Annotated in this window: 22 protein-coding genes and 2 pseudogenes; 18 read left to right on the plus strand and 6 right to left on the minus strand. The window is 43.5% G+C overall.

The features are described 5' to 3' along the window. Nucleotides 1-1234: 1234 nt before the first annotated feature. The 8 genes from ABLT31_RS29455 (at nt 1235) to pruA (ending at nt 11071) form a co-directional block, all read left to right on the plus strand. Nucleotides 1235-1951 (plus strand): GntR family transcriptional regulator, encoded by a 717-nt coding sequence (locus ABLT31_RS29455; protein ID WP_367758406.1) that lies wholly within the window; start codon nt 1235-1237, stop codon nt 1949-1951. A 13-nt stretch (nt 1952-1964) separates the two neighbouring features. Further along, complete coding sequence (locus tag ABLT31_RS29460; RefSeq protein WP_367758408.1) at nt 1965-3866, plus strand: TRAP transporter permease; 1902 nt, start codon at nt 1965-1967, stop codon at nt 3864-3866. Nucleotides 3867-3906: 40 nt separating this feature from the next. After that, nucleotides 3907-4971 (plus strand): TAXI family TRAP transporter solute-binding subunit, encoded by a 1065-nt coding sequence (locus ABLT31_RS29465; RefSeq protein WP_367758410.1) that lies wholly within the window; start codon nt 3907-3909, stop codon nt 4969-4971. Between the two features lie 112 nt (nt 4972-5083). Continuing rightward, a complete protein-coding gene (locus tag ABLT31_RS29470; RefSeq protein WP_367758413.1) occupies nt 5084-6370 on the plus strand; it encodes an IS110 family RNA-guided transposase in 1287 nt (428 codons plus the stop codon). A gap of 410 nt (nt 6371-6780) precedes the next feature. Beyond that, nucleotides 6781-7554: an enoyl-CoA hydratase/isomerase family protein gene (locus ABLT31_RS29475; protein WP_367758415.1), complete on the plus strand. Its 774-nt coding sequence runs from the start codon at nt 6781-6783 to the stop codon at nt 7552-7554. Nucleotides 7555-7559: 5 nt separating this feature from the next. After that, entirely contained in the window at nt 7560-8669 is a 1110-nt protein-coding gene (locus tag ABLT31_RS29480; RefSeq protein ID WP_367758417.1) for an ATP-grasp domain-containing protein, read from the plus strand. Continuing rightward, nucleotides 8653-9510, plus strand: a complete 858-nt coding sequence (gene sucD / locus ABLT31_RS29485) for a succinate--CoA ligase subunit alpha (RefSeq protein WP_367758419.1) — start codon at nt 8653-8655, stop codon at nt 9508-9510. The genes ABLT31_RS29480 and sucD overlap by 17 nt, the downstream gene beginning before the upstream one ends. 7 nt (nt 9511-9517) lie before the next feature. Then, the gene (pruA, locus tag ABLT31_RS29490; RefSeq protein WP_367758421.1) at nt 9518-11071 is read left to right on the plus strand and encodes an L-glutamate gamma-semialdehyde dehydrogenase; all 1554 of its coding nucleotides are present in this window, start codon (nt 9518-9520) and stop codon (nt 11069-11071) included. Nucleotides 11072-11588: 517 nt separating this feature from the next. Here the strand turns inward: pruA and ABLT31_RS29495 are convergent. The 5 genes from ABLT31_RS29495 to ABLT31_RS29515 all read right to left on the minus strand — a co-directional run bounded on the left by ABLT31_RS29495 (nt 11589) and on the right by ABLT31_RS29515 (nt 12966). After that, entirely contained in the window at nt 11589-11855 is a 267-nt protein-coding gene (locus ABLT31_RS29495) for a type II toxin-antitoxin system RelE family toxin (RefSeq protein ID WP_367758424.1), read from the minus strand. Beyond that, entirely contained in the window at nt 11845-12087 is a 243-nt protein-coding gene (locus ABLT31_RS29500; RefSeq protein ID WP_367758426.1) for a hypothetical protein, read from the minus strand. The genes ABLT31_RS29495 and ABLT31_RS29500 overlap by 11 nt, the downstream gene beginning before the upstream one ends. Before the next feature lie 155 nt (nt 12088-12242). Next, the gene (locus ABLT31_RS29505) at nt 12243-12401 is read right to left on the minus strand and encodes a YvrJ family protein (protein ID WP_367758428.1); all 159 of its coding nucleotides are present in this window, start codon (nt 12399-12401) and stop codon (nt 12243-12245) included. A 49-nt stretch (nt 12402-12450) separates the two neighbouring features. Further along, nucleotides 12451-12675: a DUF2922 domain-containing protein gene (locus tag ABLT31_RS29510; protein ID WP_367758430.1), complete on the minus strand. Its 225-nt coding sequence runs from the start codon at nt 12673-12675 to the stop codon at nt 12451-12453. Nucleotides 12676-12738: 63 nt separating this feature from the next. Then, nucleotides 12739-12966: a DUF1659 domain-containing protein gene (locus ABLT31_RS29515; RefSeq protein WP_367758432.1), complete on the minus strand. Its 228-nt coding sequence runs from the start codon at nt 12964-12966 to the stop codon at nt 12739-12741. A 397-nt stretch (nt 12967-13363) separates the two neighbouring features. Between ABLT31_RS29515 and ABLT31_RS29520 the strand changes: the two are divergent. The 5 genes and pseudogenes from ABLT31_RS29520 to ABLT31_RS29540 all read left to right on the plus strand — a co-directional run. Beyond that, nucleotides 13364-13480, plus strand: a pseudogene (locus ABLT31_RS29520) (DUF2975 domain-containing protein); the annotation flags it as partial. 1 nt (nt 13481) lies between these two features. After that, nucleotides 13482-13583, plus strand: a pseudogene (locus ABLT31_RS29525) (helix-turn-helix domain-containing protein); the annotation flags it as partial. A gap of 50 nt (nt 13584-13633) precedes the next feature. Then, nucleotides 13634-14425, plus strand: a complete 792-nt coding sequence (locus tag ABLT31_RS29530) for a DUF817 domain-containing protein (RefSeq protein WP_367758434.1) — start codon at nt 13634-13636, stop codon at nt 14423-14425. A 310-nt stretch (nt 14426-14735) separates the two neighbouring features. Further along, complete coding sequence (locus ABLT31_RS29535) at nt 14736-15917, plus strand: aminotransferase-like domain-containing protein (RefSeq protein ID WP_367758436.1); 1182 nt, start codon at nt 14736-14738, stop codon at nt 15915-15917. Nucleotides 15918-15941: 24 nt separating this feature from the next. Continuing rightward, the gene (locus ABLT31_RS29540) at nt 15942-16889 is read left to right on the plus strand and encodes an MBL fold metallo-hydrolase (RefSeq protein WP_367758437.1); all 948 of its coding nucleotides are present in this window, start codon (nt 15942-15944) and stop codon (nt 16887-16889) included. A 52-nt stretch (nt 16890-16941) separates the two neighbouring features. Here the strand turns inward: ABLT31_RS29540 and ABLT31_RS29545 are convergent, their stop codons facing one another. Beyond that, nucleotides 16942-17556 (minus strand): TetR/AcrR family transcriptional regulator, encoded by a 615-nt coding sequence (locus ABLT31_RS29545; protein WP_367758439.1) that lies wholly within the window; start codon nt 17554-17556, stop codon nt 16942-16944. A gap of 206 nt (nt 17557-17762) precedes the next feature. Between ABLT31_RS29545 and ABLT31_RS29550 the strand changes: the two genes are divergently transcribed. From ABLT31_RS29550 to nasC, 5 genes are all read left to right on the plus strand, one after another. Then, nucleotides 17763-19190, plus strand: a complete 1428-nt coding sequence (locus ABLT31_RS29550) for an amino acid permease (RefSeq protein ID WP_367758441.1) — start codon at nt 17763-17765, stop codon at nt 19188-19190. Continuing rightward, on the plus strand, nt 19177-19806 hold the full coding sequence (gene kynB, locus ABLT31_RS29555) for an arylformamidase (RefSeq protein ID WP_367758443.1): 630 nt from the start codon (nt 19177-19179) through the stop codon (nt 19804-19806). The genes ABLT31_RS29550 and kynB overlap by 14 nt, the downstream gene beginning before the upstream one ends. A gap of 360 nt (nt 19807-20166) precedes the next feature. Next, complete coding sequence (locus tag ABLT31_RS29560) at nt 20167-21336, plus strand: MFS transporter (protein WP_367758445.1); 1170 nt, start codon at nt 20167-20169, stop codon at nt 21334-21336. A gap of 169 nt (nt 21337-21505) precedes the next feature. Beyond that, complete coding sequence (gene nirB, locus ABLT31_RS29565) at nt 21506-23647, plus strand: nitrite reductase large subunit NirB (protein WP_367758448.1); 2142 nt, start codon at nt 21506-21508, stop codon at nt 23645-23647. A gap of 51 nt (nt 23648-23698) precedes the next feature. Next, nucleotides 23699-25816, plus strand: a complete 2118-nt coding sequence (nasC, locus tag ABLT31_RS29570) for an assimilatory nitrate reductase catalytic subunit NasC (RefSeq protein ID WP_367758449.1) — start codon at nt 23699-23701, stop codon at nt 25814-25816. The last annotated feature ends 40 nt before the right edge of the window (nt 25817-25856 follow it).

Below are 25856 nucleotides of genomic sequence, written 5' to 3' on the forward strand. Positions count from 1 at the left end.
AGAGTTAGGAAAGGAAGAACAGGGACTGAGGTGATCATTTTTATGCTAAAAGTATCACTTTTGGTGATCGTTTTGATTTCCTAAGGATAGATCTTCCATGATCATCTATTTTTTATCTTTAATTCTTTAATCCATAATAAGATCTGATCTAGTAGAACCGGTTCTAGGGTGGAACCAGTTATGAAAGGGCCTGAGTTAGCTAGGATTCTCATGGGCTAGGCGGTTCTTTACTAAAGAGATATCCCTTCATCATAAAGCAAACCTTAAAGAGGCGAACAGGATCAGAGTGATCCTAATTTTGTGAAATGGAGAACAAATTTTAGGTAAGTAATATACAGGAAAGGATGGTTCTGCTAGAAAACCGGTATTATTTGATCCCACGTATTTGATATGTAATATAAGATCATCTTAGCAACAATTGTCTTACATATAATCAAACTAGTTCCTAGGTGGTACCACTATTCTTACTGGGCTTTCCTGGTTGGGGAGAGATTATCCAATAAATTATTAACCTATCATAGTTATGAGACTCTGAGAACCAACGAATTGGTAGTACTTTACGTGAAAAACTGAACAAATGAATTGCAGAAGTGGGGTATGGTGGAGAACCGGTAATTTAACAGAACTAGTATTTATCTTCTTCTACTAGTCTAGAACTACTTAGATGATGTTCTATTTTGGGACGGTCCTGGGTTAGGAGAGGAGATTCCTATGTGGGGATGAAAAATACTTCGAATTATACAATCAACCAAAAAATAAAAAAACTCGCTTTTAATGGCGAGCCTAATGGGCATTCTTTTTAATATAGTCCAGAAAATCGGTAACATACGGTAAGTCTCTACTGAAACCTTGTCCATAATTTCAATAAGTTGAACCTTTTCTTCCTCTGTTTTATCTAGTGCGCCTATTTTTATAATGAGTCCTATGTACAGATGAGCGACGTCTTCACGACTTTTACATTGTTTAAATAATTCTCGATACATTTTTTCATAACGTTCAATTAACAGTTTAAGCCCCTCCTTTCTTACAATATCTTCCTAGGGTAATTATAGCTTAAGAGAAGGAAGTTTTATTAGGGGATAATTAAATTTATTTAGAAAATTTAAATAAAGAGTATTTACAAAATTCATAATACTTAGTATTATAAGTGTAACAAGTTGATACTTAGTATTACAAGTTGAGGGAGTATAGGAGTGAAATTTTAAAATATAGAAAGGAATAAGGGGGGGTATATATGATAGTCGAAAGAAAATCATTATATAAAGTGATCTATGATGATGTTGTGGAGAAGATTTTATCAGGTAAATACCAAGTGGGAGAAATGTTGCCTTCTGAGAATGATCTGGAAACTATGTTTGATACTAGTCGTACACCTGTAAGACAAGCATTAAAACAGCTTGAAAATGATGGATATATTTACCGTTTGCAGGGAAAAGGGAGCTTTGTCGCCAACCGCAGACCCGTTGGAATGTGGACGCTAATGACTGGATTTAGAAACCAGTATTCCGGCTCTTGGAATAAAATAGCGGCACGGACCATTGAAAGAACAACCCTTGTTTCTCCGCTTTATGCTCAAATGCTAAAACTGCCTGCTGAGGAAGAATTAACCTACTTAAAGCGTATACGGTATTACAATGGGGAACCAGTTGTTTTTTTGGAACATTATATTTCCCCGAATATTCCATCTGAGCTGTTTGGTAAGGATGGTGCGTTCATCTCTGTCGGTCAAGTACTAAAAGATGAGTTGAATTTGGATCTGATAGAAGTAGAAGAAGAAATTGAAGCAACCCTAGCAACCGAGGATATCGCTCATTTTCTTCAAGTTTCTGATGGAACTCCCCTATTAAAGGTAACGCGATTATCCTTTGATCAAAAGATGACGCCAATCGATGCGAATGTATATTTTGTAAGAACGGATAAATGGAAGTATGTAGTCCAATTTAAAACGTAGGAAGGAGAATGGTATGAGGGAATTTAAAGGGAAATTGGCCATTGCCTTTGGTATTTGGGCAGTTATTACAGCAGTATTTCATTTGTACACAGCGTTTTTCGGGTCATATGAACCACGACTTCAACGTTCCATTCACTTGCTGTTGCTTTTTTCTCTTGCTTTCCTAGTATTTCCGGCAAGAAGTAAAAGAGAAAACTCAGAAGTCTCTATATTAGATTGGTGTTTAACCATTTTGTCCTGTCTTCCTAGTCTATATTTAATGATCAATGCGAATGAATTATCTCGTCGCGTGGAACAGGTTGATCCTTTAACGACCACGCAAGTTATTCTTGGTACGCTCATCGTTGTTCTAGTAATTGAAGCCTGTCGCCGAGCCGTTTCGGCCATTTTCGCGCTAACGGTCACGATTATATTTTCATATATCTTCTTGGCTCCCTATCTCCCTGGGATGCTCAATGCCCGTGCTTACAGTTTTGAGAGGGTTATAGAGATCATGTTCTTGACAGCTGATCAGGGAATATACGGATTTTTAACTGGAATTTCAAGTACCGTGCTGTTTATCTTCATTGTTTTTGCTTCCATTATGCTCCGTTCCGGTGTGGGCCAATTCTTTATGGATCTTTCCGTTCTGTTGGCTGGTAAATATAGAGGAGGACCTGCTAAGGTTGCTGTGTTATCTAGTGGTCTGTATGGAAGTATTTGCGGAAGCTCGGTTTCAGATGTGTATTCCACAGGAAGCTTCAGTATCCCGTTAATGAAGAAGATTGGCTATTCTAGGGAAAAGGCAGGTGCAATTGAGGCGGTTTCCTGTGCAGGGGGTCCGCTTTTGCCTCCTGTTATGGGAGCAGGCGCATTTATCATGGCGGAAATGACCTCTTCCAGCTATGCAACCATCATTCAATCGGCATTATTGGGTGCGGTGATTTATTACATCGGGATTTTGGCAACCGTTCATTTTGAAGCGGTCTCCATGAATTTGCAGAGAGTACCTCAAGATTGGTATGTAGGATGGAAATCGGTAGCCAAGCGAACTCCTTTTATTCTTCCGTTTGTCATTATGATTTATATGTTAATGAATGGGACATCTCCTTCGAAAAGTGCGGTGTATTCGTTTTTGGTTATGTTACTGATTTGGATGATCGCTTCCGGAAGAAATTTCAAATGGCAAGAAGTTGTCCATGGATTTTCCTATGCCGCAAAAAGCGGGGCAGTCATCGCAACGGCCTTAGCGGGAGCGGGGATCATCGTCGCAGTTGTAAACCAAACGGGAATTGCGACAGCGATTAGCAATATTATCATAGAGTATTCATTTGGAAATTTGTGGATTGCCCTTTTGCTTGTTATGGCCGTTACTTTGGTGTTGGGAGCAGGTATTCCGACTACTCCGGCCTATGTGATAACAGCGTCCGTCGCAGCAGGAGCCTTATCTTATTTTAATGTTCCAATATTAAGCGCTCACCTTTTCGTGTTCTATTTTGCTATCCTAGCTGATATCACCCCTCCTGTAGGAGTGACCTCATTTGCGGCTGCAAGTATAGCGGGATCGCCGCCCATGAAAACGGCCCTTCTGACACCGCGATTTGCTTTTGCAGGTTTTTTGGTCCCTTATATTTTTGTTGCTAACCCAGCATTACTGATGGCAGAGCCATTTTCATGGTCAACCATTCTTCTTAGCTTTGTTGTAACTTCGTTAGGCGTTGTCTGTATTGCTTCCGTAATGATTGGAGCCTTTTTCCAAAAGATGAATGCTTGGAAACGAATTTTACTGTTAGTCATAGCAGGGGTGATTCTAGGAGGACAGACTATTGTGAGTTTAGGTGGCATAGGGATGTTGATTCTCTTTGTCATATGGGAATATAGGCAATATTCTCGCTTGAAAGGGGTGATGTTACCGGACAATCAGGCTGTAGTTTAATCCGAACAGGAATTTAAATTAAAAAAGGGGGCATTCCATCATGAAAAAAATATCCGTCGGCATTCTTGGTCTAGCGTTAAGTATGATTTTAACGGGATGTGGTGTGGGGGGATCGAGTGCTCCAGCTCCGTCGTCTTCTTCACCAGCTCCAAGTGAAACCAGTCAAAGCGAGGATAAAAGCGTAGGAGCAGACAAACCAGTCAATCTAACGTGGGCAGCAGGCGGCATGGGAGGCGGCTGGTATAGTATGGCTGCAGGCATTTCTTCCATTATTAAGGAGAAAAACCCCAATGTAAACATTAAGGTCATACCAGGCGGCAGTTTGCAAAATATCCCGTTTTTGGATAATGGGGAAGCGCAAATCGCTTGGGAACAGCCGCCATTTGTTTTGGCTGGGGTGAAAGGAGAGGATCCATTTAAACAAAAATCCCCTGACTTAGTGGCTATTGGGAATGGATTTTCAAATAATTACTTTCACTTTATCGTGCCGGCCGAAAGTAATATCCAAACATCCGATGATATTTTCAAGCCAGGGCAAAAGGTGAAAGTCGCCCTTACACCTGTAAATAACACAGATGAATGGGTATTCCGCAAAATTCTTGAATATTACAAAACATCCTATGACCAAATGAAAAAAGAGGGGAGTGCCTTCTTTCATGGCAGTTACACGGAGCAAGCAGAACAGTTTAAAAATCAAAACGTTAACGTGATGTTTTCACAGCTTGCGCTTCCAGGTTCGGCTGTGACGGATGCATCAGTAAGTCGTGATTTGAGAGTGGTTCCCATGTCCGATGGATTGATCCAGCACCTTTCCCAATATGCCTTAGGGACGGCAATCATTCCAGCCGGTACGTATCCAAATGCGAAAAATGGCAACGAAGATATTAAAACGGCCACGATGAATACCATCTTGGTTACGAATAAAAATGTTCCGGATGATGTGGTCTATGAAATTACTAAAACGATCAATGAAAGCTTGGAACGCTTACCATCCATTCATGCTAGTTTAAAAGATTATAAATTAGAAGAAGCCGTAGAGAATTTAGGAACTACACTGCATCCAGGTGCAGAAAAATATTATAAGGAAAAAGGAATTATCAAATAAGGAGCCATTCCTGTAATGAATTAATTTGGATTTTGAACAAAAAAAGAGCCTCAAGTATACTGGGTAACGTTCCGACCAAAGAACAAATCCCAATTTACTAGGAGGCACTACCATGAAGTATAAGCATAGTCAAAAGCAAAATCAACGCATTCTACAAATTACCGAATCCACCCTCGTTGTGGGAGCTGATGTGGCGAAGAAAACTCACGTAGCTCGTGCAGTAGATTTTAGGGGGATTGAATTGGGGAAGGATTGTGTCTTCTCAAACGACCGTGTAGGGCTAACGAAACTGGTTCAGTGGATGAAGGAATTACAGCGAGTTCACAACAAAAGCAGCATTGTTTTTGGTATCGAACCTACCGGACACTACTGGTTCCCGATGGCCGAATTTCTTCAAGAAGAAGGCATTAAGATCGTTGTGGTGAATCCCCATCATGTGAACAAGAGTAAAGAACTCGAGGACAATTCGCCTACTAAAAACGACTACAAAGATGCCAAAGTCATCGCAGATCTTATCCGCAACGGGAAGTACACCGAGCCCAATTTCCCTAAGCAAGAGTATGCAGAATTACGTATTCTCATGAACTTAAGGGAAAAGGTCATGGTTAATTTTAATCAAGTGAAGCTTCGAATTCAAAACTGGTTAGACCGATTCTTCCCAGAATATCAGAGGGTATTTAAGAATTGGGAAGGTAAAGCTTCTCTCATTACCCTTCATGAGTTTTGCTTACCACAAGAGATCGTCTCATTAGGCGCCTGGACGATCCTCAAACGTTGGAAGGCGGAAGTAAAAAGGGCCGTAGGGATGAAGCGCGCGGAAAAACTGGTGGCTGTAGCTTCGAATTCGATTGGGATGACCCAAGGAATCTCCTCAGCCAAGTTAGAACTGAAGACTTTATTAGAACAGTATGATTTTCGTCAAATAGAAGCCATTATGGAGCAAGTAGAGACACTATTACAGCAAATTCCGGGAACGAAGGAAATGCTCACGATCCCCGGAGTGGCTATCGTTACCCTTGCTGGATTTCTTGCAGAAGTGGGAGATTTAAATGGATACGTGCACGGACAGCAAATCATTCGTCTTGCCGGATTAAATCTCAAGGAAAACAGTTCAGGTAAGAAGAAAGGGAAATCGACCATCAGTAAGCGAGGTCGTTCCAGACTAAGAGCGTTGCTGTTCCGCTGTGTACTGCCTATGGTAGCTAAGAACAAGGAGTTTAAGGCCCTCCACCAGCACTACACAAAGAGAAGTGAAAATCCGTTAAAGAAGAAGCAATCGATTATTGCTTTATGTGGGAAATTGATTCGTGTCCTCCATACATTAGGGACCAAGCGAATCCCATATAATGCTCAAGATGTAATGGGGCCGGTTCGATTAACCCAGTTACAGGTAGCTTAATAAGTTCAAAGGTCGTATTCATCTCACCCACTGTTAGGAAAGAAACATGACAACGGAAGCACGGAGAAGCCGGCATTTCATTTTCCATAAGGGCCACGACCCAGTAAAGGAGCAAGAATCGGCATCCACCCCTTGAGAGGTAGAACGAAGGAATGTGAGGGCATCGACCCAGTGTGACATGGGAGGGTAAACCACAAGGGAACATGTGGAGATCCATTGTGCGATCATACTCTTTTGACCCAAAGTTTGGAAATAGGGCTCCAAGCTCTACTTCCCCTTACGCCTACACGGAAAAATATTGCACTAAAGCATTTCCACTTCCACCTCTTATGAAAAGTCATAGATGAAATCCTAAGAATGAGTGAGAAAATACGAGAAAACAATTAATTATAGTGGGAGGAAGATAAAAAATGAGTTATCAAGAAATATTAACCCGTTTAGAAGATGGAGTTTTAACCATTACTATCAATCGTCCGCATACTTACAATGCATTGAGTACGAATACTAAACTAGAGTTGGCAGACGCATTTCGGCAAGCGGATGATAACATGGAAGTTAGAGCGATCGTTTTAACCGGAGCGGGAGATAAAGCATTTTGTTCCGGTCAAGACTTGAGTGAAAGCCAAACCGTCAATGAAGAGACGGCTAAAATATGGATCGATGAGTTTGATCACTTATACCGTACCATCCGCAGCGTATACAAGCCGATTATCGCATCGATAAATGGGTTTGCCACAGGCTCGGGTCTTCAATTGGCATTGCTTTGCGATATCCGCATATCGAATGAAACAGCCAAGTATGGTATGACAGAAGTCAATGTCGGATTGGCTTGCATCATTGGCAGTACCATGTTCGAGGAAGTGATGGGGAAATCCAGGATGACCGATTTAATTCTAACCGGGCGCCTATTGGATGCTACAGAAGCAAAAGAGTACTCATTAGTCACCCGTCTGGTTCCTAATGACCGGCTCGCCTATGAAACGAAAAAATTGGCATTGGAGTTGGCAAGCAAGCCACCGGTTGCGGTACGAAGCAACAAGCAGTGGATTAGAATGCTGAGCGATGAAAACTTTGACCGTTGTATGGCGCATTCGGTTATTGCTCACCAAGTCGGATACGCTTCTGGTGAACCGCAGCGCGCAATGGAAGAATTCTTTGAACAAAGAAAATTGAAAAAGGGTTGATCCTTATGAAACTATTCGAATATGAGGGGAAAGAACTTTTTAAGGCATATGGAATCCCCGTTTCCAATGGTTGGCTATGGGATGATTGCCCATCTGAACTTTCCTTTCCTGTCATTGCCAAGGCCCAGGTTCTAACAGGAGGAAGAGGAAAAGCAGGGGGAATCATCACCATACCTAATCATAACGCATTTGAATCCATAGTCAACAGGATTCGAAATTTGGAAATTAAAGGTGAAAGGGTAAGCCATATTTATATAGAAGAAATAGCAAATTATCAAAAAGAATTCTATCTATCTATTATTATCGATCGAAATCAGAAATGCCCGGTTATCCTTGCAAGTGCGGATGGCGGGGTAGATATTGAAGAAGTGGAAGCCGAAAAGATTCTTTCGGTTTCCATCCATCCATTGTTAGGTTTGCAGCCGTACATGATTCGCAGAGTAGCCCAATTTCTGAAAATGGATTTGGTGAAAATCCAGCCACTTCTAACTTCCCTCTGGAACATGTTTGTCCAAGAGCATGCTACATTGGTTGAAATTAATCCTTTATTCTTATTGGAGACAGGGGAATTGTGTGCAGGCGATGCGAAGGTCATTATTGATGACCATGCTGAACAGGATCATCATGCGGCTCTGTTGCCTCGGATGAAGGATGGATTTGAAGCAAAGTGCCTGGAACTTGGGGCAGTCGGAGTTGACTTGGATGGAGATATCGCTGTCATTACCAGTGGTGCGGGTTTAGGGATGGCAACTTTTGACTTGGTTAGCCACAATCAAGGAACGGTTCGTACCCTTGTCGATTTGGGGGGTCATGTCATCCATGATATTTCCTCTGCAGAAACGCTTATACAGCATATAAAGGAATTGCGACCGAAAGCCTTCTTATTTAATTTTTATTTCCAGGTGGCAAGCTGTAACGTTTTAGCAACGGCTATTGCCAAAGTACTAGGGAATACGGATTTCCCGGTAGTTGTACGTTTGAAGGGGAAGGATGAAGATCTGGCCCTGCTGAGCATGAGTCATTTCCAGAATATTTATACCACAGATAAGCTCGTGGACGCTTGTCAAAAGGTGGTTGAGAAGGCAGGGGGATTCGTGCATGGCAATCATTGTTAACGATCAATCCAAGGTCATTATACAAGGAATTACAGGAAGTGTTGGAAAATCGTTTGCAGACCGGATGGTGCAATACGGTACCCCGCTTGTAGCAGGTGTAACACCGGGTAAAGGGGGGCAAAAGGTAGGGAACGTCCCTGTGTTCAATTCCGTTCAAGAATCCGTTAGCCGCACTGGAGCGGATACTTCATTCATCAGTGTCCGTCCAACGATGGTCAAACAAGCGGTTCTTGAGGCTATAGATGCAGGGATTAAGACGATTGTCATCTATTCCGAAGGTGTACCGGTTCATGACAGTATGCAAATGGTTCAATATGCCAAGCTGCATGGCGTCAAATTGTTGGGTCCTAATTCTGCAGGAATGGTTTCCCCAGGCAAAGCAAATGTCAGTGACTTGCATGATTCGATTTTAATTCCAGGCCGGATAGGCGTCGTTTCCCGAAGCGGAACTTTAACCTATGAAGTGGTTGATATGCTTAAAATATTAGGCCTTGGAACGAGTTCAATCGTATGTTTGGGCGGGGACCCGGTCATTGGAATTCAGCATGATGAAATTCTCCAATTGTTCGAACAGGACGAAGAAACCGATGCGGTGGTCTATATCGGCGAAATTGGCGGAACAGATGAAGTCAAGTCTGCCGAAGTCATTAAGGCCATGAAGAAGCCTGTTTATGCCTACATAGCTGGGCAATTTGCCCCACCGGGAAAACGTATGGGTCATGCAGGAGCTATTATTCAAAGTTCGCTCGAAACAGCCGCAGAGAAACAGCGCATTCTCCAAGAAGCTGGAGCCGTTGTCGTCGATGTGCTCTCGGATTTGTTAGAAGTTATAAGGAGATGAACAAAATATGAAGCTTTTTGTCAATGAACCGTTTACGAATTTTGCTAGCGATGAAAATCGGCAGGAAATAGAACGGGCTCTGAAACAAACCAAAGAATCTTTGGGTCAGGATTATCCCTTAATCATTGGAAATGATCCGATTTTTACTGAGCAAAAAATTCGTTCCATCAATCCTGGAAATATCAGCGAACTCGTGGGCAGTGTAAGTAAAGCAAATCGAGATTTAGCAGAGCAGGCGATGGAAGTAGCCGTGCGTACCTTTGAAAGCTGGAAACGTGTTTCTGCAGCCGAAAGGGCGGAATATTTGTTTAAAGCAGCTGCTTTAATGAGGGAACAGAAACATGCATTGAGTTCTTGGCTAGTCGTGGAAACAGGTAAAAACTGGAGCGAAGCGGTTGCCGATACCGCTGAAGCCATCGATTTTTTAGAGTATTATGCTAGAGAAGCCATCCGTTTAAGTCAAATAAATGAGAAACAACCATTGGTGAAAATTGAAGGGGAAGACAACAAACTGTCTTATATTCCTCTAGGAGTGGGAGTGGTCATTCCCCCTTGGAATTTCCCATTAGCTATTTGTGCAGGAATGACAGCAGCTGCTATTGTGTGCGGGAATACTGTACTTCTTAAACCGGCTTCAACCACTCCAGTCATTGCATATAAGTTTGTGGAACTTATGCAGAAGGCAGGTCTCCCCCCTGGTGTCCTAAATTTTGTGCCTGGAAGTGGATCGGAGATTGGCGATTATCTTGTGACCCATCCGAAAACTCGCTTTATTAGTTTTACCGGCTCTAAAGATGTCGGTCTTCGGATTAATCGCTTGGCAGCAGACACCCAAGAAGGACAGATTTGGATAAAACGAGTGATCGCCGAAATGGGGGGGAAAGATGGCATTGTCGTTGATGAAACAGCTGATCTAGAGGTTGCAGCTTCGGCCATCGTCGCTTCAGCGTTTGGTTTCCAAGGACAAAAATGCTCGGCAGGTTCTCGTGCTATTATAGTGGAATCCATTTATGATGCATTAGTTGAAAAAATCTTAATGAAAACAAGCGAATTATCTGTCGGGTTACCGGAACAAAATTTTACAGTAGGTCCTGTTATTGATCAAGACGCCTATGAGAAAGTTCTTCAATATATTGAAATCGGCAAAACGGAAGGAAAACTTCTGGCTGGCGGAAAAAAAGCGGAAGGTAACGGGTATTATATTCAGCCAACGATATTTGGCAATGTTGCACCGAACGCTCGGATCATGAAAGAAGAAATTTTTGGGCCTGTTTTAGCGCTTTGTAAGGCTGCAAATTGGAAGGATGCTATAGAGATTTATAACAATACCGAGTACGGACTTACCGGTTCCTTTTTCTCCTGCAATGAGGAACGCATTAAAATTGCTTTAGAAGACATGCACTGCGGGAATTTGTATATCAACCGGAAATGTACCGGAGCATTGGTAGGTGTCCATCCTTTTGGCGGATTCAATATGTCTGGGACGGACTCAAAAGCTGGCGGACCGGATTATCTCTTGTTATTTACCCAAGCAAAAGCTTTTTCACGAAAGATAAATTAGTGGTCCGAAATGAAATCCCCATCTAGTTTCTAAGATGGGGATTTTATTGGAAATTTCAAATTCTAGATATTTGCTAATTGGAAGGAAATGCTGACCGGTACTTGTGACTTATCAAACCATTAATCGATAGGTAATTTCAATGGTTTGATAACTATTATTCAAACGCTAAGTAATATGGTAATTCAAAATATGAAATATCAAGGTTCGATCCTGTTCAGCTCCACCATACATAATCCAAAAAGCTGTTTTCCTTTTTGAGAAGGATAACAGCTTTTTTCTTTTTCTTATTGAATAAAACGATATCGTAGCTTAGTGGGTAAGAGGATTGCGTATAGAGTTGATTGAACTGGTCTGGTGTCAAAACGACTAACGATTTACCTTTTAGTAATTCCGGCATCTTTAATGGATCAATATCAAACTACTGATTGATGTGTTGGGAAGAGAATAATGAGGTGGAATGGGAGGAAAAGTAAGTCCAAGGCAATAAAGTTAAATTTTACTGAGGTTGAAAGGGGCTTTAACTCTTATAGATATCTCCACGAGGGCCAATATCTAATACAAGAATAATCAGTTCTCCATTTATTATGCGGTATAATAAACGAAAATCTCCAAACCTCACCCTAAAGTCTTCAAAATCACTCCCTTGTATGCGTTTCACATGAGGCAGGGAATAGGGATCGGTTTGGAGTTTAATTAAAATTTTATCGATCTGTTTACGGCGTGATGCATCAAGTTTACGATAATACTTAGCTGCTCCTTTAGAGAGGATTACCTTATACTTCATCCTTGATCTCCTCCCAGTCGATACACTCTCCATTATCGTAATCTTTCATAGCTTTTTCAGTAAGTTTCTTTTCTTCTTCCGTCATAGGGGCGTCATCAAACTCGACAACTTTGCCATCGATTAACACGATGTCACCCTTTATTAACTTTCGCAATAAATCATAGGCTGGCTGATTGTGCTTGTCATCCAACAAATCAACGAGCTTATGAAGATCTTCTTTACGAATACTCATCATAGGTCACCTCACATCTTCTTTTCTAATCATCATAGCATAAAGGTCCAGGGAATATAACATTGGTGGTTAAGGTCTATGATTGAATAAAAGAAAAATGCCCGACCTAGATTGAGTAAGTCTAGATGGGCAATTTGTCATAGGGTCTCCGCCAACTAAGTCTCCTTCTGCCACCCGTGTATCGCTTGTGTCATCTCGGCGATCGAGGAGGTCAGTGCTTCCATTTTGCTTTCTACCCTTGTAAGTAGGTACCAGGAAACAAAGATGGGGAAACCCAGATTGCCAATCAGTGGGATCAGCTCCAACTGTTCCATGGGTTTCACTCCTTGTGTAATTCGACGGGTGACAGGCACCTGTCGAATATTATTCTTCTACGCTAAAATCTGTAACTGTTCGTTCCGTAATTCCAGCATCTTTAATGGATGCGATGTCGAACAATTGACCGATGGTTACAACTGCTTCCATCTGAGCTTTTACCGTAGCGGAAGTCAAGTCTGCTTTGGGAGCAGGAACGTCTAACTTTAAGGTTTTGCCGTCCATCTTGTTGAAGTAAAGAGAGATTACGGATTCATTGAGTTCGCGAGGCATGAGGTGCACCTCCTTTCGTGTGAGGATCAAAGCGGGGGTCTGTCTGAGGAATCATGGTGAGGATTAGCCAAGAACTTCGATGATTTCTTGATCAGTGGATAAGATGATTTGATCAAGAGGCCATTCGGAAAGGGCAGCTAAGGCTTGTCCGAACGTATGGACGTTTTCCAAGGTGGCATTCGCAGCATTTACATTTTTGTAGATGCGGCTTTTGCGGATCGCCTTGCCATCTGGACTCATTCCGCTGATGAAGACAAGCTTGATTTCTTTGATATCTTTGGTCATTAGCATGTGTGTTCACCTCCTTTCGATAGTTTAATGCTACCATCGAACATCAATTTTGTAAACAATTATTTTATTTAATGTATTAATTTTGAGTACAAACAATATTAATTCCTGGTGTTCCCAGTAAATCGACTTTGTAACTAAATTTCAAGAACTTACTACGCTAACGAGATTCGATAGCAGGGGACGGAATCGGCATCCGTCCCTTTCTTCGTTGCCGCGGTAACGGGTATTAAGATTATAGAGCGTTTCTTTGTAATGAGGAATGCTTTTTATTTTTGTCTAAAATTAAAGGGATATTTCAATAACAATAAAAATATAAATAAAAACAATAATGATATATTGTAAAACGATAAAACGTGCGATAAAATAAAATTGACATTAAATAAGTGAGGTGCTTTTTATGAAACGAGGAACAACACTCTTTAAGATAGCTGTTTTTCTTATTGGAACTCCGATTCTTGCTTTGTACATATTTTTGGTGCCTAGGATAGGGAATTTTGCAGCAGAATTGTATCCAAAAGGCGATTCGATTAACCACTTTAGAGGCGATTTGTAAGGCTTTAGAATGTCAGCCTGGTGATATTTTAGAATACCGAAGGGATGAAGACACCCAAGATTAATAAAGTAGGAATTTAAATATATTCAGAAAAAACCTTTGGAGGTACAAATCATGAGAGCACTAAAACAACTCGTTCGTTTTGGTTGGGAGCAGGCCCTATCATGTTTGTTTCCTGTCGTTATTTTTACCTCTTTGGCTTTTACACAAATCATGCCACTTCCCTTCCTGCCACGGTATGACTGGCTGCTCATCATCTGCCTCCTGATGCAGTGGTGGATGGTGCGTTCTGGGCTTGAAACACGGGATGAATTAAAGGTAATCACATTGTTCCACCTTATTGGTCTTGCTCTTGAACTTTTCAAGGTACATATGGGCTCCTGGTCTTATCCAGAGGAAGGATATTTCAAAATTTTTGGAGTGCCTTTGTATAGCGGATTCATGTACGCAAGTGTAGCGAGTTATCTTTGCCAGGCGTGGAGGAGGCTTAAGGTTGAACTGGTTAAGTGGCCACCGTTTTTGATCGTTGTACCTCTTGCAGCTGCGATTTATTTGAATTTTTTCACCCATCATTATTGGATGGACGTTCGTTGGTGGTTATCTGGACTTGTCATTATCGTTTTTTGGCAATCATGGGTCACATACGAGGTTGATGGAATTCGTTACCGTATGCCACTCGCACTTTCTTTTGTACTCATCGGATTTTTTATATGGATAGCCGAAAATATCGCAACGTTCTTTGGAGCTTGGGAATATCCAAACCAAACCGATGCATGGAGTCTCGTTCATCTAGGAAAGGTGAGCTCATGGCTCTTATTAGTGATTGTTAGCTTTCTTATCGTAGCGACGTTAAAGCGGGTCAAGGGGGAAAATTCCACTAGGATAGATACTAGTCCATTTTTATAACGGTTAAGAACCCTCTTTTTAAAAGAGTCGGATCCTTAGCATTGTAAGGAACTCGGCTTTTTTTAGGTTGAAGTTCCCCTAGCGTACAAAATTCCGAATAAGATAAATTGGAAAAAGCAACAAGATAAACCTCTCGTATAGAGAGGTTTTTTGTGTTGGGTTTAGCTAAAGTGATTAGTTTAGTATTTTAACTGACACTATGTCATTGACATAATGTCAGTTAGGTTGTAAATTTATTAAGTATAAAGAACTTATTAATAATTTGAAAGAGAACACCGTTTCATCACTTTTTTGGAAGGAGAATCGTTTTATGAATTATCGTGTGTCAAATTCTATCAAACAAGTTAAACCTTCACCCATTCGCGAAATGACCAAAATCATTCAAGAGGCTGAAGATGTCATTTCATTTGCAGGAGGGTTTCCTTATGATGAATATTTTCCAAGCGATCAATTAAAGGCGGCGTTTGATCAAGTATTCGCTTCGGGTAAACAGGCTTTGCAATATGGGCTGACCCAAGGTTATACGCCATTAAGAGAGTTAGTTAGTGAAAGATTGCGCTTAAAGGGCATCTCATCTCATCCGGATAACGTCTTGATTACGACAGGTTCCCAGCAAGCTATCGATTTATTTAGCCGAGTCATGCTCTCACCGGGAGATGTCGTTTTGACGGAGAATCCGACTTTCCTTGCGGCCATCCAATCCTTCGAATCTCATGAGGCCAAGGTTGTAGGAGTGGATGGGGATCAGGAGGGGATGGATCCTGAGGATTTGGAGAATAAGCTGAAGCAATACCGGCCTAAATTCATTTATGTGGTTCCAACATTCTCCAATCCGGATGGGAAAGTGTGGAGTGAAGAACGCCGCAAGTCATTGTTGGAGCTAGCCTGCAAGTATGATGCTCTTATTTTAGAAGATGATCCCTATGGAGATATCCAATTTCATGAAAATAGGAGATATATTCCTATTGCAGCGATGGATGATCACGCTCGCGTATTGTATACAGGCTCTTTTTCTAAAACCGTCGTCCCGGCTTTGCGTACGGGATGGATTACAGGTCCACAGCCGCTTATCCAATTATTGATCCGAATTAAAGAAGTGGCTGATCTGGTGTCTAGTATGACGAATCAACAAGCTCTCTATTATTTACTGAAAGACTTTGATCTTGATCGCCATACCAAATGGATTAGCCAAAAATATTATCATCATATGACGATGATGCAAGATTCCTTGAAAAGCCTTAGAAGGGAAGACATCTCATGGATCGAGCCTCAAGGCGGAATGTTCTTATGGATGAAGGTGCAAGGTCATGTGGATACAGCGGAGCTGTTAAAGAAAGCGGTTAAACATGGAGTTGCTTTTATCCCGGGTGCGCCCTTCTATATTCACAACCCCCAGAAGAATACCATGCGTTTGAATTTCACCAATGCAAGCCCAGAAAAAATAAAGGCAGGCATGGATCGCTTACTGGGAGTTTTACATTCCATTTCTTAACGTTTAAATGAAAGAAGGAATCAAATGATGGAACAGTATGGAATTCATAAGGTGACCATTCCTCTTCCATTTTGGAACAGTGACGTTCATTGCTATCTAGCAAAATCCAAAGGAAAATGGAAGCTCGTGGATACCGGAATGAATCGTCCCGAAACACGAAAATCATGGGAGAATGCTTTTCTGGAACATGGGATTGATCCCCAGCATGATGTAGAGGGAATTCTTCTCACTCATCATCATCCGGATCATTTGGGGTATGCCGGAATCCTGCAAGAATGGACGGGTGCAGCCGTCTATTTGAGCGAAGAAGAAAGGCATCTTCTTCAACATCAATGGACGGAACAAAGCTTTGCGGCTTTCTATCGGGGTGCCGGTATGCCTCTTGAGGTTGTTCAAGAATTACAGAAAAATGAAACGGCTTTCCATCCCGTTCCTCCACCTCCTCATCCTATTCAAACCTTGAGAGAAGGGGACCTTATCGATTTCGGGGAATTGACGTTTCGAGTACTCTATACTCCGGGCCACACCGCAGGACATGTTTGTTTTTATAATGAGGACCAAAAAGTTCTGGTGACTGGCGATCATCTGACTAGAGAGACAATGCCCTATATTTCCTATCATGGTTTTGGGGACAAGAATCCGTTAGGTACCTATATCGCTTCTTTGGAAAAGATGCGTTCCCTTGACATTTCACTTGTCCTTCCCGGTCATGGGCCTCTATTTGCAGACGCTCAGGAACGAATCACGGAAATTTTGAATTACTATCAAAAACGAATCGAGAGGGTAAGGGAATGGGCAAAGAAAGGGGGGACGGCCTTTGAGGTATCCCATCAGTTGTTTCCTGAACAGCGAGAAGGCCTAGACCAGTGGATTGCGATCGGCGAAGCCAATGCCTATTTGCACTATCTCGTAGAGGCAGGGGAGTTAAAGGCAGAGACGCAGGGAGGGCTATTCAGGTATAAAGTCCTTTGAGCCATTCGAGAGTGAGGGAGGAAGGAGGATGGTCATCCCCCAAGACCTTTTACTAATAAAGCCCGCCTGTGTACACCGATGTAAGATTATGGGCGATTTCTTGAACAGTAAAGCGATTTTCATCCTTTACGATTTCCCATAAATACATCTCGTTGGTAAAAAACCATCCTCTTGCGACCAGGTTATGATCAACATCGGTTCGAGCGAGGCCGTTTTTTTGGGAGTAGGCGATATCCTGAGCAATTCTATGAATAAAGCGTTCGCGAATTTCCTTCCATTTGCGGTTCACATCTTCTGATAAACGAATGGCTTCTTCGATGACCTTCATCATGGCTCGTTCTTCAATGGCCATTTGCAGAAAAAGATTCGCTTGCTTTTCAATTATTGCGTAGGCTTCCTGCTTTGATTGGGGCTCAAAAGGCAGTTCGGCTATTTCATAGAATCGGTTCATCACATCTTCCATTAATTGAATGAGAATATCATCTTTCCCATTGAAATGGACATAAGCGGTTCCGTATCCAGTTTTTGCCTTTTTAATGATTTGGGAAATGGTCGCTTTTTGAAACCCATGCTCTATGAGGATCTCACGGCCAGCTGTTAACAATTTTTCTCTGGTTTGAATCGAACGCAGCTTTCTTGTCGTCATATGATCACTTGACTTATTCATTTTAGGTCCTTTCTATAAAAAGATCATTCTTTTTATTATGGCATGGGGGGATATAAATAGCTATAAAACTCATGGTTTCCTAGTGTATTAAACTGACATGTTGTCATTGATGCTGTATCGGTTATATTATACACTCTTATTCCAAGAAGATAAAATCTAGCATGGGATAGATGAAAGAATCGCTAAATTCGATTTGGAGGCTTATTATGACAGGAAATCAAAATCAATTCGAGAAGATTATGGAGCGTGAAGAAGGGCTGCAGCGGGGGTTAACGTCCGCACAGCTCGCTATGATTGCCATCGGTGGAGCTATTGGAACGGGTCTGTTCTTAGGAAGCGGCTTTGCGATCGGCTTAGCTGGTCCAAGCGTCATTATTAGCTACGCGATTGGTGCCCTTATTGCTTTCCTCCTTATGGGCTGTCTCGCTGAAATGACCGTTGCCCATCCAACGCCCGGTTCATTCGGAGCTTTTGCTGAATACTATATTCATCCTTGGGCAGGTTTTGTTGTGCGATATACGTACTGGGCATGCATAGTTGCGGCGGTGGGGGTAGAAATATCGGCCGTAGCGGTTTATATGAAGTACTGGTTTGCTACGGTACCAGGCTGGATCTGGATCGTTTTGTTTTCAGCCTTACTCATTTATGTAAACGCCACCACCGTCAACTTGTTTGGTTCTTTAGAATACTGGTTTTCTATGGTTAAAATTATTGCTATTGTAGCGTTTATTTTACTGGGTTCTTACGTGGTCTTCGGAACCGACACTCAACCTGAAATCGGTTTTCATAATTATACGGATTTCGGAGGTTTTCTTCCCAATGGTTGGTGGGGAATGTGGCTTGCCGTTGTTGTAGCCTTGTTTAGCTATTTAAGTATTGAAATGATTGCTGTCACGGCAGGAGAAGCACAAGACCCTGAAACAGCCGTACCCAGGGCGCTTCGTTCCACGGTTTTCCGTCTTATCGTATTTTATCTATTAACAATTGCCCTGATGTTGGCCATTGTACCTTGGAAAGCAGCAGGAGTGGATAAAAGTCCTTTTGTCAAAGTAATGGAACTGCTCTCGATTCCAGGAGCGGGCGGGATCATGAATTTTGTTGTATTAATCGCTGCCCTTTCTGCTATGAACAGTCAGTTGTATATTACCACACGCATGATGTTCTCTCTTTCTAGAGGAGGATATGCTCCAGCCCGATTTGGAAAATTAAGCAAGAAGGGAGTTCCTGCCTCAGCGTTATATTTGTCTACCCTTGGCATTGCCCTGGCCGCATTGTTAAATGCCGTTGTACCCGATCAAGCGTTTATCCTCATGATGGGAATCTCTATGTTTGGAGCCATGTTTACATGGTTCATGATATTTGTCACCCACCTCTTTTTCCGGAGGAAATGGGTCGCATCAGGAGGAAGAAAACTTCCCGTACAGATGATGGGCTATCCTTATCTTCCGCTATTGGGAGCTGGATTAATGCTAAGCATCACGATCACCACATGGTTTACCGAAGAGTTTAAAATGACCTTGTACGTTGGAATTCCATGGCTTGTGTTGATTACAGCAGCTTATATTCTCTGGCGGAAAGCAAACGCTCAAAGCAAGGATGTTGAGAAGGAAAGAGATCAATATGAAGTGGTTTGATATTTCCCAGCGCCTGGATGGAAAGATTCCAGTCTGGCCTGGAGACACTCCTTATTCATACAGAGTATCTTGGGGGAAAGAAGAAAGCGGGTCTGTGAATGTAGGTGAAATCCATATGAGTACACACACAGGAACTCATATTGATGCTCCTTTTCATTTCGATGATGAGGGGAAAAGAGTAATCGATCTGGAACTCGATGTCTTTATCGGCCGTGCCCGAGTCATTCATTTGCCAAATAAGGAAAGCATCGGAATAAATGAATTCTCCAGTATCGATTTAAAAGGGGTCACTCGTCTCTTGATTCGAACTGATGCATGGCTTGATCGAAGGGAGTTTCCTAAAACCATTCCTCCCATCGAACCGCCATTAGCGAAGTATCTATCGGAATTCGGTGTTCGTCTTCTTGGTCTTGATTTGCCATCTGTGGATCCATTGGACAGTAAAGAATTGCCTGCCCACCACCACCTTGCCGCCCATGGCCTTTACATTTTGGAAGGGCTTGTGTTAGACGAGATCACACCAGGGGATTATGAATTGACAGCCCTCCCGCTTCCACTCGCGGAAGCGGATGGGAGCCCGGTTCGCGCTATGTTAAGAAAATGGCAAGAATATTGAGAGGAGTATAGTATTTAAAAGGGTTTAGCTTATAAATAAACAGCTAAACCCTTGATTTATTTGTGCGGCTACTAAATTGACTGGCGTTTTTATTGTGGTTTTTATTGTTTTATCTCCAAGTTTTATTTTATACTAATGCCGATCTTGTCATTTGTATTTTTTCGACCATCTTTTTAAAAAATAGAGATAAAAATAATAGAGTCCGGCGCACATAATCAAACCGATTCTCAGCTAGTGAGAATCGGTTTTTTTCTATTATTAGAAAAAAAACCATGTAATATAATCTAACGCAGAACATATACGTTTCAGATTTTTAAGTATAATGTTAATAAACATTACACGTAAAAAGAGGACATGAACATGAGAGGTCAAAAGTCAGCTTTACTTTTATCCACGTTATCCATGATTGTTTGCTTCGCGGTATGGTCGGTGTTTTCGCCCATGGCCGGGAATATCCAGGAGATATATCACCTGAGTACAACGGAAAAGAGTACGCTGCTAGCTGCACCCATTCTTCTTGGATCGCTGATGCGCATTCCGATGGGGATGCTGACGGATCGCTTGGGTGCTCGTAAAGTGTATGTGTGGACGATGCTGTTCTTGATGCTTCCGCTGGTCGGTGCAGGTTTCGCGGATTCCTATGGCATGCTGCTCTTTTATGCTCTGTTCATTGGGATGGCAGGTTCAACCTTCGCCATTTCCATGGCTTATGTTTCGCGATGGTTCCCACCCGAGAAGCAAGGTTTTGTGCTTGGTATCGCTGGTCTTGGGAATCTGGGAGTGGCCCTGGCGAATTTCATGATCCCGATTGCCCATGCTCAATGGGGCCCTTCCTGGGTGTTCTGGGGATTGACTGCGATCTTGGGCTTCATGGCTATCGTTTTTGGGATGGGGGCGCGGGATTTGCCGCCTCCTAAGGAATTGAAGACGTTGAAGCAAACCTTGAAGGTATTGAAGAAAAAAGAAATTTGGCGACTCAACCTTTATTATTTTTTAACGTTTGGTGGATTCGTTACATTCAGTGTTTATTTGCCCAACTTTCTGAAGGAGCTCTTTAAGCTCACATCGACGGAGGCGGGTTTGCTAACGTCGATCTTCGTGTTACTGGCTACCTTGATCCGGCCAGGTGGGGGATATCTAGCGGATCGCATTGGAGCGAGCAAAGTATTAACGATGGTGTTTGGCGGGATTTTCTTTTTCGGTATTATTCTCGCTTTTTCCTATCACAATTTCATTTTCTTTACGACCAACTGTTTAGCGATATCCTTCCTGCTTGGGATTGGCAATGGCGCAGTATTTAAGTTAGTACCTGAGGTTTCACCTGAAAATACAGGGGCGGTTGCTGGAATTGTTGGTGCGGCTGGAGGGATTGGAGGCTTTTTTCCTCCTGTTTTGCTAGGGGTAGTGAAAGATGTGTTGGGAGATTATCAATTCGGATTTATCTTTCTGGTGATGTTTGCGCTGCTGTGTCTGGTTACGAACTGGATGAATTCTATGCGCAAGGTGCCTCGAGCGCAGAAAATAGCTTGAATTTCAATTAGATATAGGGAGCGGGGGGAATTGGATAAGAGAAAATTAGTGCTGATTGGAAATGGCATGGCTGGTGTGAGCTGTATCTAACGATTGAATAGATCTGCTGGCATCTGATGATTCATTGCTTAATGGATAAAACAGCATGTAAATATCTGGAGGATTTCTGATGAAAAAGAAAAAAGTAGTGCTTGTGGGCAATGGGATGGCAGGTGTTCGTTGTATCGAGGAGCTTCTGAAGATCAGCCCGGAGGGATTCGAGATTACGATCATCGGCCAGGAGCCCCATCCGAACTATAACCGCATCTTGTTGTCTAAGGTTTTGCAGGGAGATACCACTATTGCTGATATCACGATCAACGATTGGGACTGGTATCAGAAGCATGATATCAATTTACTGACGGGAGAAACGGTCATCAAAATCGATACCAAACGGCAGATCGTCTATACGAACCGTCAGCGTAACGTGACCTATGATGAATTGATTCTGGCAACAGGCTCCCTTCCATTTATGCTGCCCCTTCCGGGTGCAGACAAGGAAGGGGTCACCGCTTTCCGAGATATAAAAGATTGCCAGAAGATGATCGAGACCTCCAAGAGATACAAAAAGGCGGCTGTCATCGGGGGGGGCTTGCTCGGACTCGAAGCGGCCAGAGGCCTGCTTAACCTGGGGATGGATGTTCATGTCATCCATATTTTCAACTATATAATGGAACGGCAATTGGACCCTACCGCTTCTATCATGCTCCAACGAGAATTAGAGAAGCAAGGGATGAAATTCCTGCTGGAAAAGCAGACGGAACGAATCGTCGGAAAACATCGCGTCGAAGGCTTGCAATTCAAGGATGGGACGAAAATTGACGTGGACTTGGTGGTCATGGCAGTTGGGATTCGCCCCAATGTCCAATTGGCAAAGGATAGCGGACTCGAAACGAACCATGGCATTTTAGTCAATGACTTCTTGCAAACCAATACCCCCCATATCTATGCGCTTGGAGAATGTGCCGAGCATCGCGGAACAGTATACGGACTTGTTGCTCCTATATATGATCAGGCAAAAGTATTGGCGCGGAAGGTTTGTGGGGCAGAAGACAACGGATACGAAGGATCCATCCTAGCGACGCAACTGAAAGTGTCTGGTGTCGATGTTTTTTCGGCAGGGGAATTCGTGACGCGTGACGATACGCAGGCTCTCCAAATGCGCGATGACATGCAGGGCGTCTATAAGAAGGTATTACTTCGCAACGACAAGGTCATTGGAGCGGTCTTGTTCGGGGACACCAGCCAGAGCAGCTCGTTATTGGGCATGATTAACCGACAAGCAAATTCGGCTGAACTGAAGAAAATTCCTTTTTTCCCTTCGAGTGAAGGGGGAAATGACTTCGTTTCCTCGCTATCTGATCAGGAAGTTGTCTGTGCATGCAATAACATCACCAAGGGAGCGATTATCCAAGCGATCCATAAAGAAGGCTTAACGACCGTCGATCAAGTCAAGCAATGCACCAAAGCCTCCAGCTCATGCGGCGGCTGCAGGCCATTGGTTGCATCGATCTTAGAATACGCGCTGCAGCATGAATTCGAAGGCTCCTTTGAAGAAGTAGCGGAACCGATCTGCGGATGCACCGCGATGAGTCACGAACAGGTCAAGCTAGCCGTTGCGTCGTTGGAGATGGCTTCTGTCGATGGGGTTAAAGGAGTCATGGAGACTCTTGGATGGCAGAATCCAGAAGGCTGCACGGTATGCCTATCCGCCATGCATTATTATGTCAGCCTCTATCATCCAATCAGGCCTCTGGAGGAAGAACGATTGCTGACACCATGCTCAGGCCTACATTGCGAACTGGGTCAACCGGGTGGCGAGGAACTGGAGACGAACCTAAAACAGCAATTCGATGGGCTGCCAACTCCTTATCCGATCAGCATGAATGTGTCCCCATGTCCTTGCCAAGGGTCTTCATCCCAAATCCGTGATATCGGAGTCATCGGCTTCCCGGGAGGATGGGAACTCTATGCAGGCGGGCATGGAGGCGAACGGATTCAAGTCGGGAAGCTGCTATGTTCTGTCCAAACCGAACAGGAAGTCCTTGAAATGGCAGGCGCATTGATCCAATATTATCGGGAAACGGCCTACTATTCGGAACGTACTTCGGAATGGATCGAACGCCTTGGGATCGAGCATGTTCGAGAAACCTTGTTTAATCATGAGCTTCGTGAGCAGCTGCTAGGTCGATTAATCCATGCGATTTCTTTTGCCCACACGACTGGAAGTGAAGCAGAACAGCGTGAGAGAATCCTGCTTGGGAATAGATAACAATGGGGCAAACCCGAGATGGGTTTGCTTTTCTATAGGGAAGGTGAGAACATGACAGAATTGCTTGCAGGACTTGAAGCGGGAACGGAGAGGTCTTTGGATGCCCAGTGCCCATTTTGTAGCGTGCAGTGCAAAATGCAAGTGGTCGAGAAAAGGGTAGAGGAACGGAAGATGGCTGAAACTGTCGGGGTTTACAATCCTGCATCGGAAGGGCGGCTTTGCATCAAAGGAATGAATGCCTATCAGCATGCGTTTCATCCGGAACGAATCCGCTACCCTATGAAGAAAGTGAAGGATCAATGGATTCGCATCGACTGGCCGGAAGCGTTAGAGCTCGTTCGCGAGAGGTTCACGAGCCTTCAGCAAGCACATGGGCGAGATGCGTTGGGTGTCTACGGCGGGGGCTCTCTGACCAATGAATCAGCCTATCTGCTAGGAAAATTTGCGAGAGTCGCGCTTCAAACCAAATATATCGATTACAACGGGCGCTTCTGTATGTCTGCTGCCGCTGCAGCAGGGAACCAAGTGTTTGGGATCGACCGTGGCTTGACCAATCAGCTAGGAGAAATCCCCATGACGCGATGCATCGTTCTGGTTGGGACCAATGTGGCTGAATGCCAGCCGACACTCATGCCTTATTTTGCTCAGGCAAAGGAAAATGGCGCAGTCATTATTGCGATTGATCCGCGAGTAACGGCAACTACCAAGATGGCAGATATCCATCTGAAGCTGAAGCCTGGCACAGATAATGCCTTAGTGAATGGATTGCTGAAGGTGATTTTTGAGGAAGGCCATGTGGATCAAGCTTTCGTGGAGCAGCGGACCCATGGGTTTGTAGAATTGAAGGAGCACATCAATTCTATTAACCTTGAAGATGTGGCTGCGGTGACGGGTGTGCCCCTCGAACAGGTTCGTCAAGCAGCTCGAGCTTATGGCCGTGCCGAAAGTGGCATGGTCTTCACAGCAAGAGGAGTAGAGCAGCAGGTAGATGGTTATAAGGCGGTCCGTAACCTGCTCAATCTCGTCCTTGTGACGGGCAAAATCGGAAAGCCGGGATCGGGATATGGGGCGATCACGGGACAAGGGAATGGCCAAGGTGGACGCGAGCATGGCCAAAAAGCGGATCAGCTGCCAGGCTACCGCTCCATTGAGAATCTTGAGCATCGACGTTATATTGCTAACGTTTGGGGAGTTGAGGAGAAGGATTTACCGGGAAAAGGCGTCTCTGCCTATGAAATGATGGAAAAAGTCCATCAACGAGAGATCAAAGGACTCATTGTCATGGGCTCGAATCCGGTGATTTCGAATCCTCATGCCAATTTCGTCGAGGAAGGCCTGAAAAAGCTAGACTTCCTCGTCGTGGCGGATATGTTCATGTCGGAAACGGCGAAAATGGCGGACCTCCTTTTACCGTCTTCTTCCTTCCTGGAAAGTGAGGGAACACTAACCAACTTAGAAGGACGCGTTACGCTAAGACGCGCGAGCCTGCCTTGTCCGGGTGATGTGCAGCATGATTGGCAAATTCTCGGCGCCATTGCAGGCGTGCTTGGAAAGGGGAGTTTCTTCCCGTATTCCTCGGCTGAGGAAATTTTTGAGGAGCTTCGCGTCGCTAGCCGAGGGGGGATTGCCGACTATTACGGGATTACCTACGAACGTATTGAACGTGAAAATGGCGTGTATTGGCCTTGTCCATCACCTGATGCTCCCGGAAAAGCCCGATTATTTGAGGAATCCTTTGCCCATGCGGATGGAAAAGCGGTCATGTTGCCGGTTGAAAGTCAGGTGGCCAAAGAATCCCCGAGTAGGGACTACCCACTGTACTTAACAACAGGTCGCGTGATGACCCATTACCTCACGGGCGTCCAAACAAGGCGAAGCTATGCGTTAGCCGCACGAAACGTGGAATCCTACATGGAGATCCATCCTAAAACCGCCAGAAAATTCCGCATTGAAAATGAGTCCCTAGTTAAGCTGGAATCCAAAAGAGGGAGTATCATCGTTAGAAGTAAATTCACCACGGACATCCGCGAGGATACCGTATTCGTTCCAATGCATTGGGGAGATTTGCAGAATGTCAATAAAATCACCCATCAAGCTCTTGATCCTCATTGTAAAATGCCAGGATTTAAAGTTTGTGCAATCAAAGTAAGCCCGCTGGTAAATTTTTGAGCCAGGATCAGAATTTGGCAGCCAACCTTTTTCAGGTTGG

This window comes from Ammoniphilus soli, assembly GCF_040813775.1.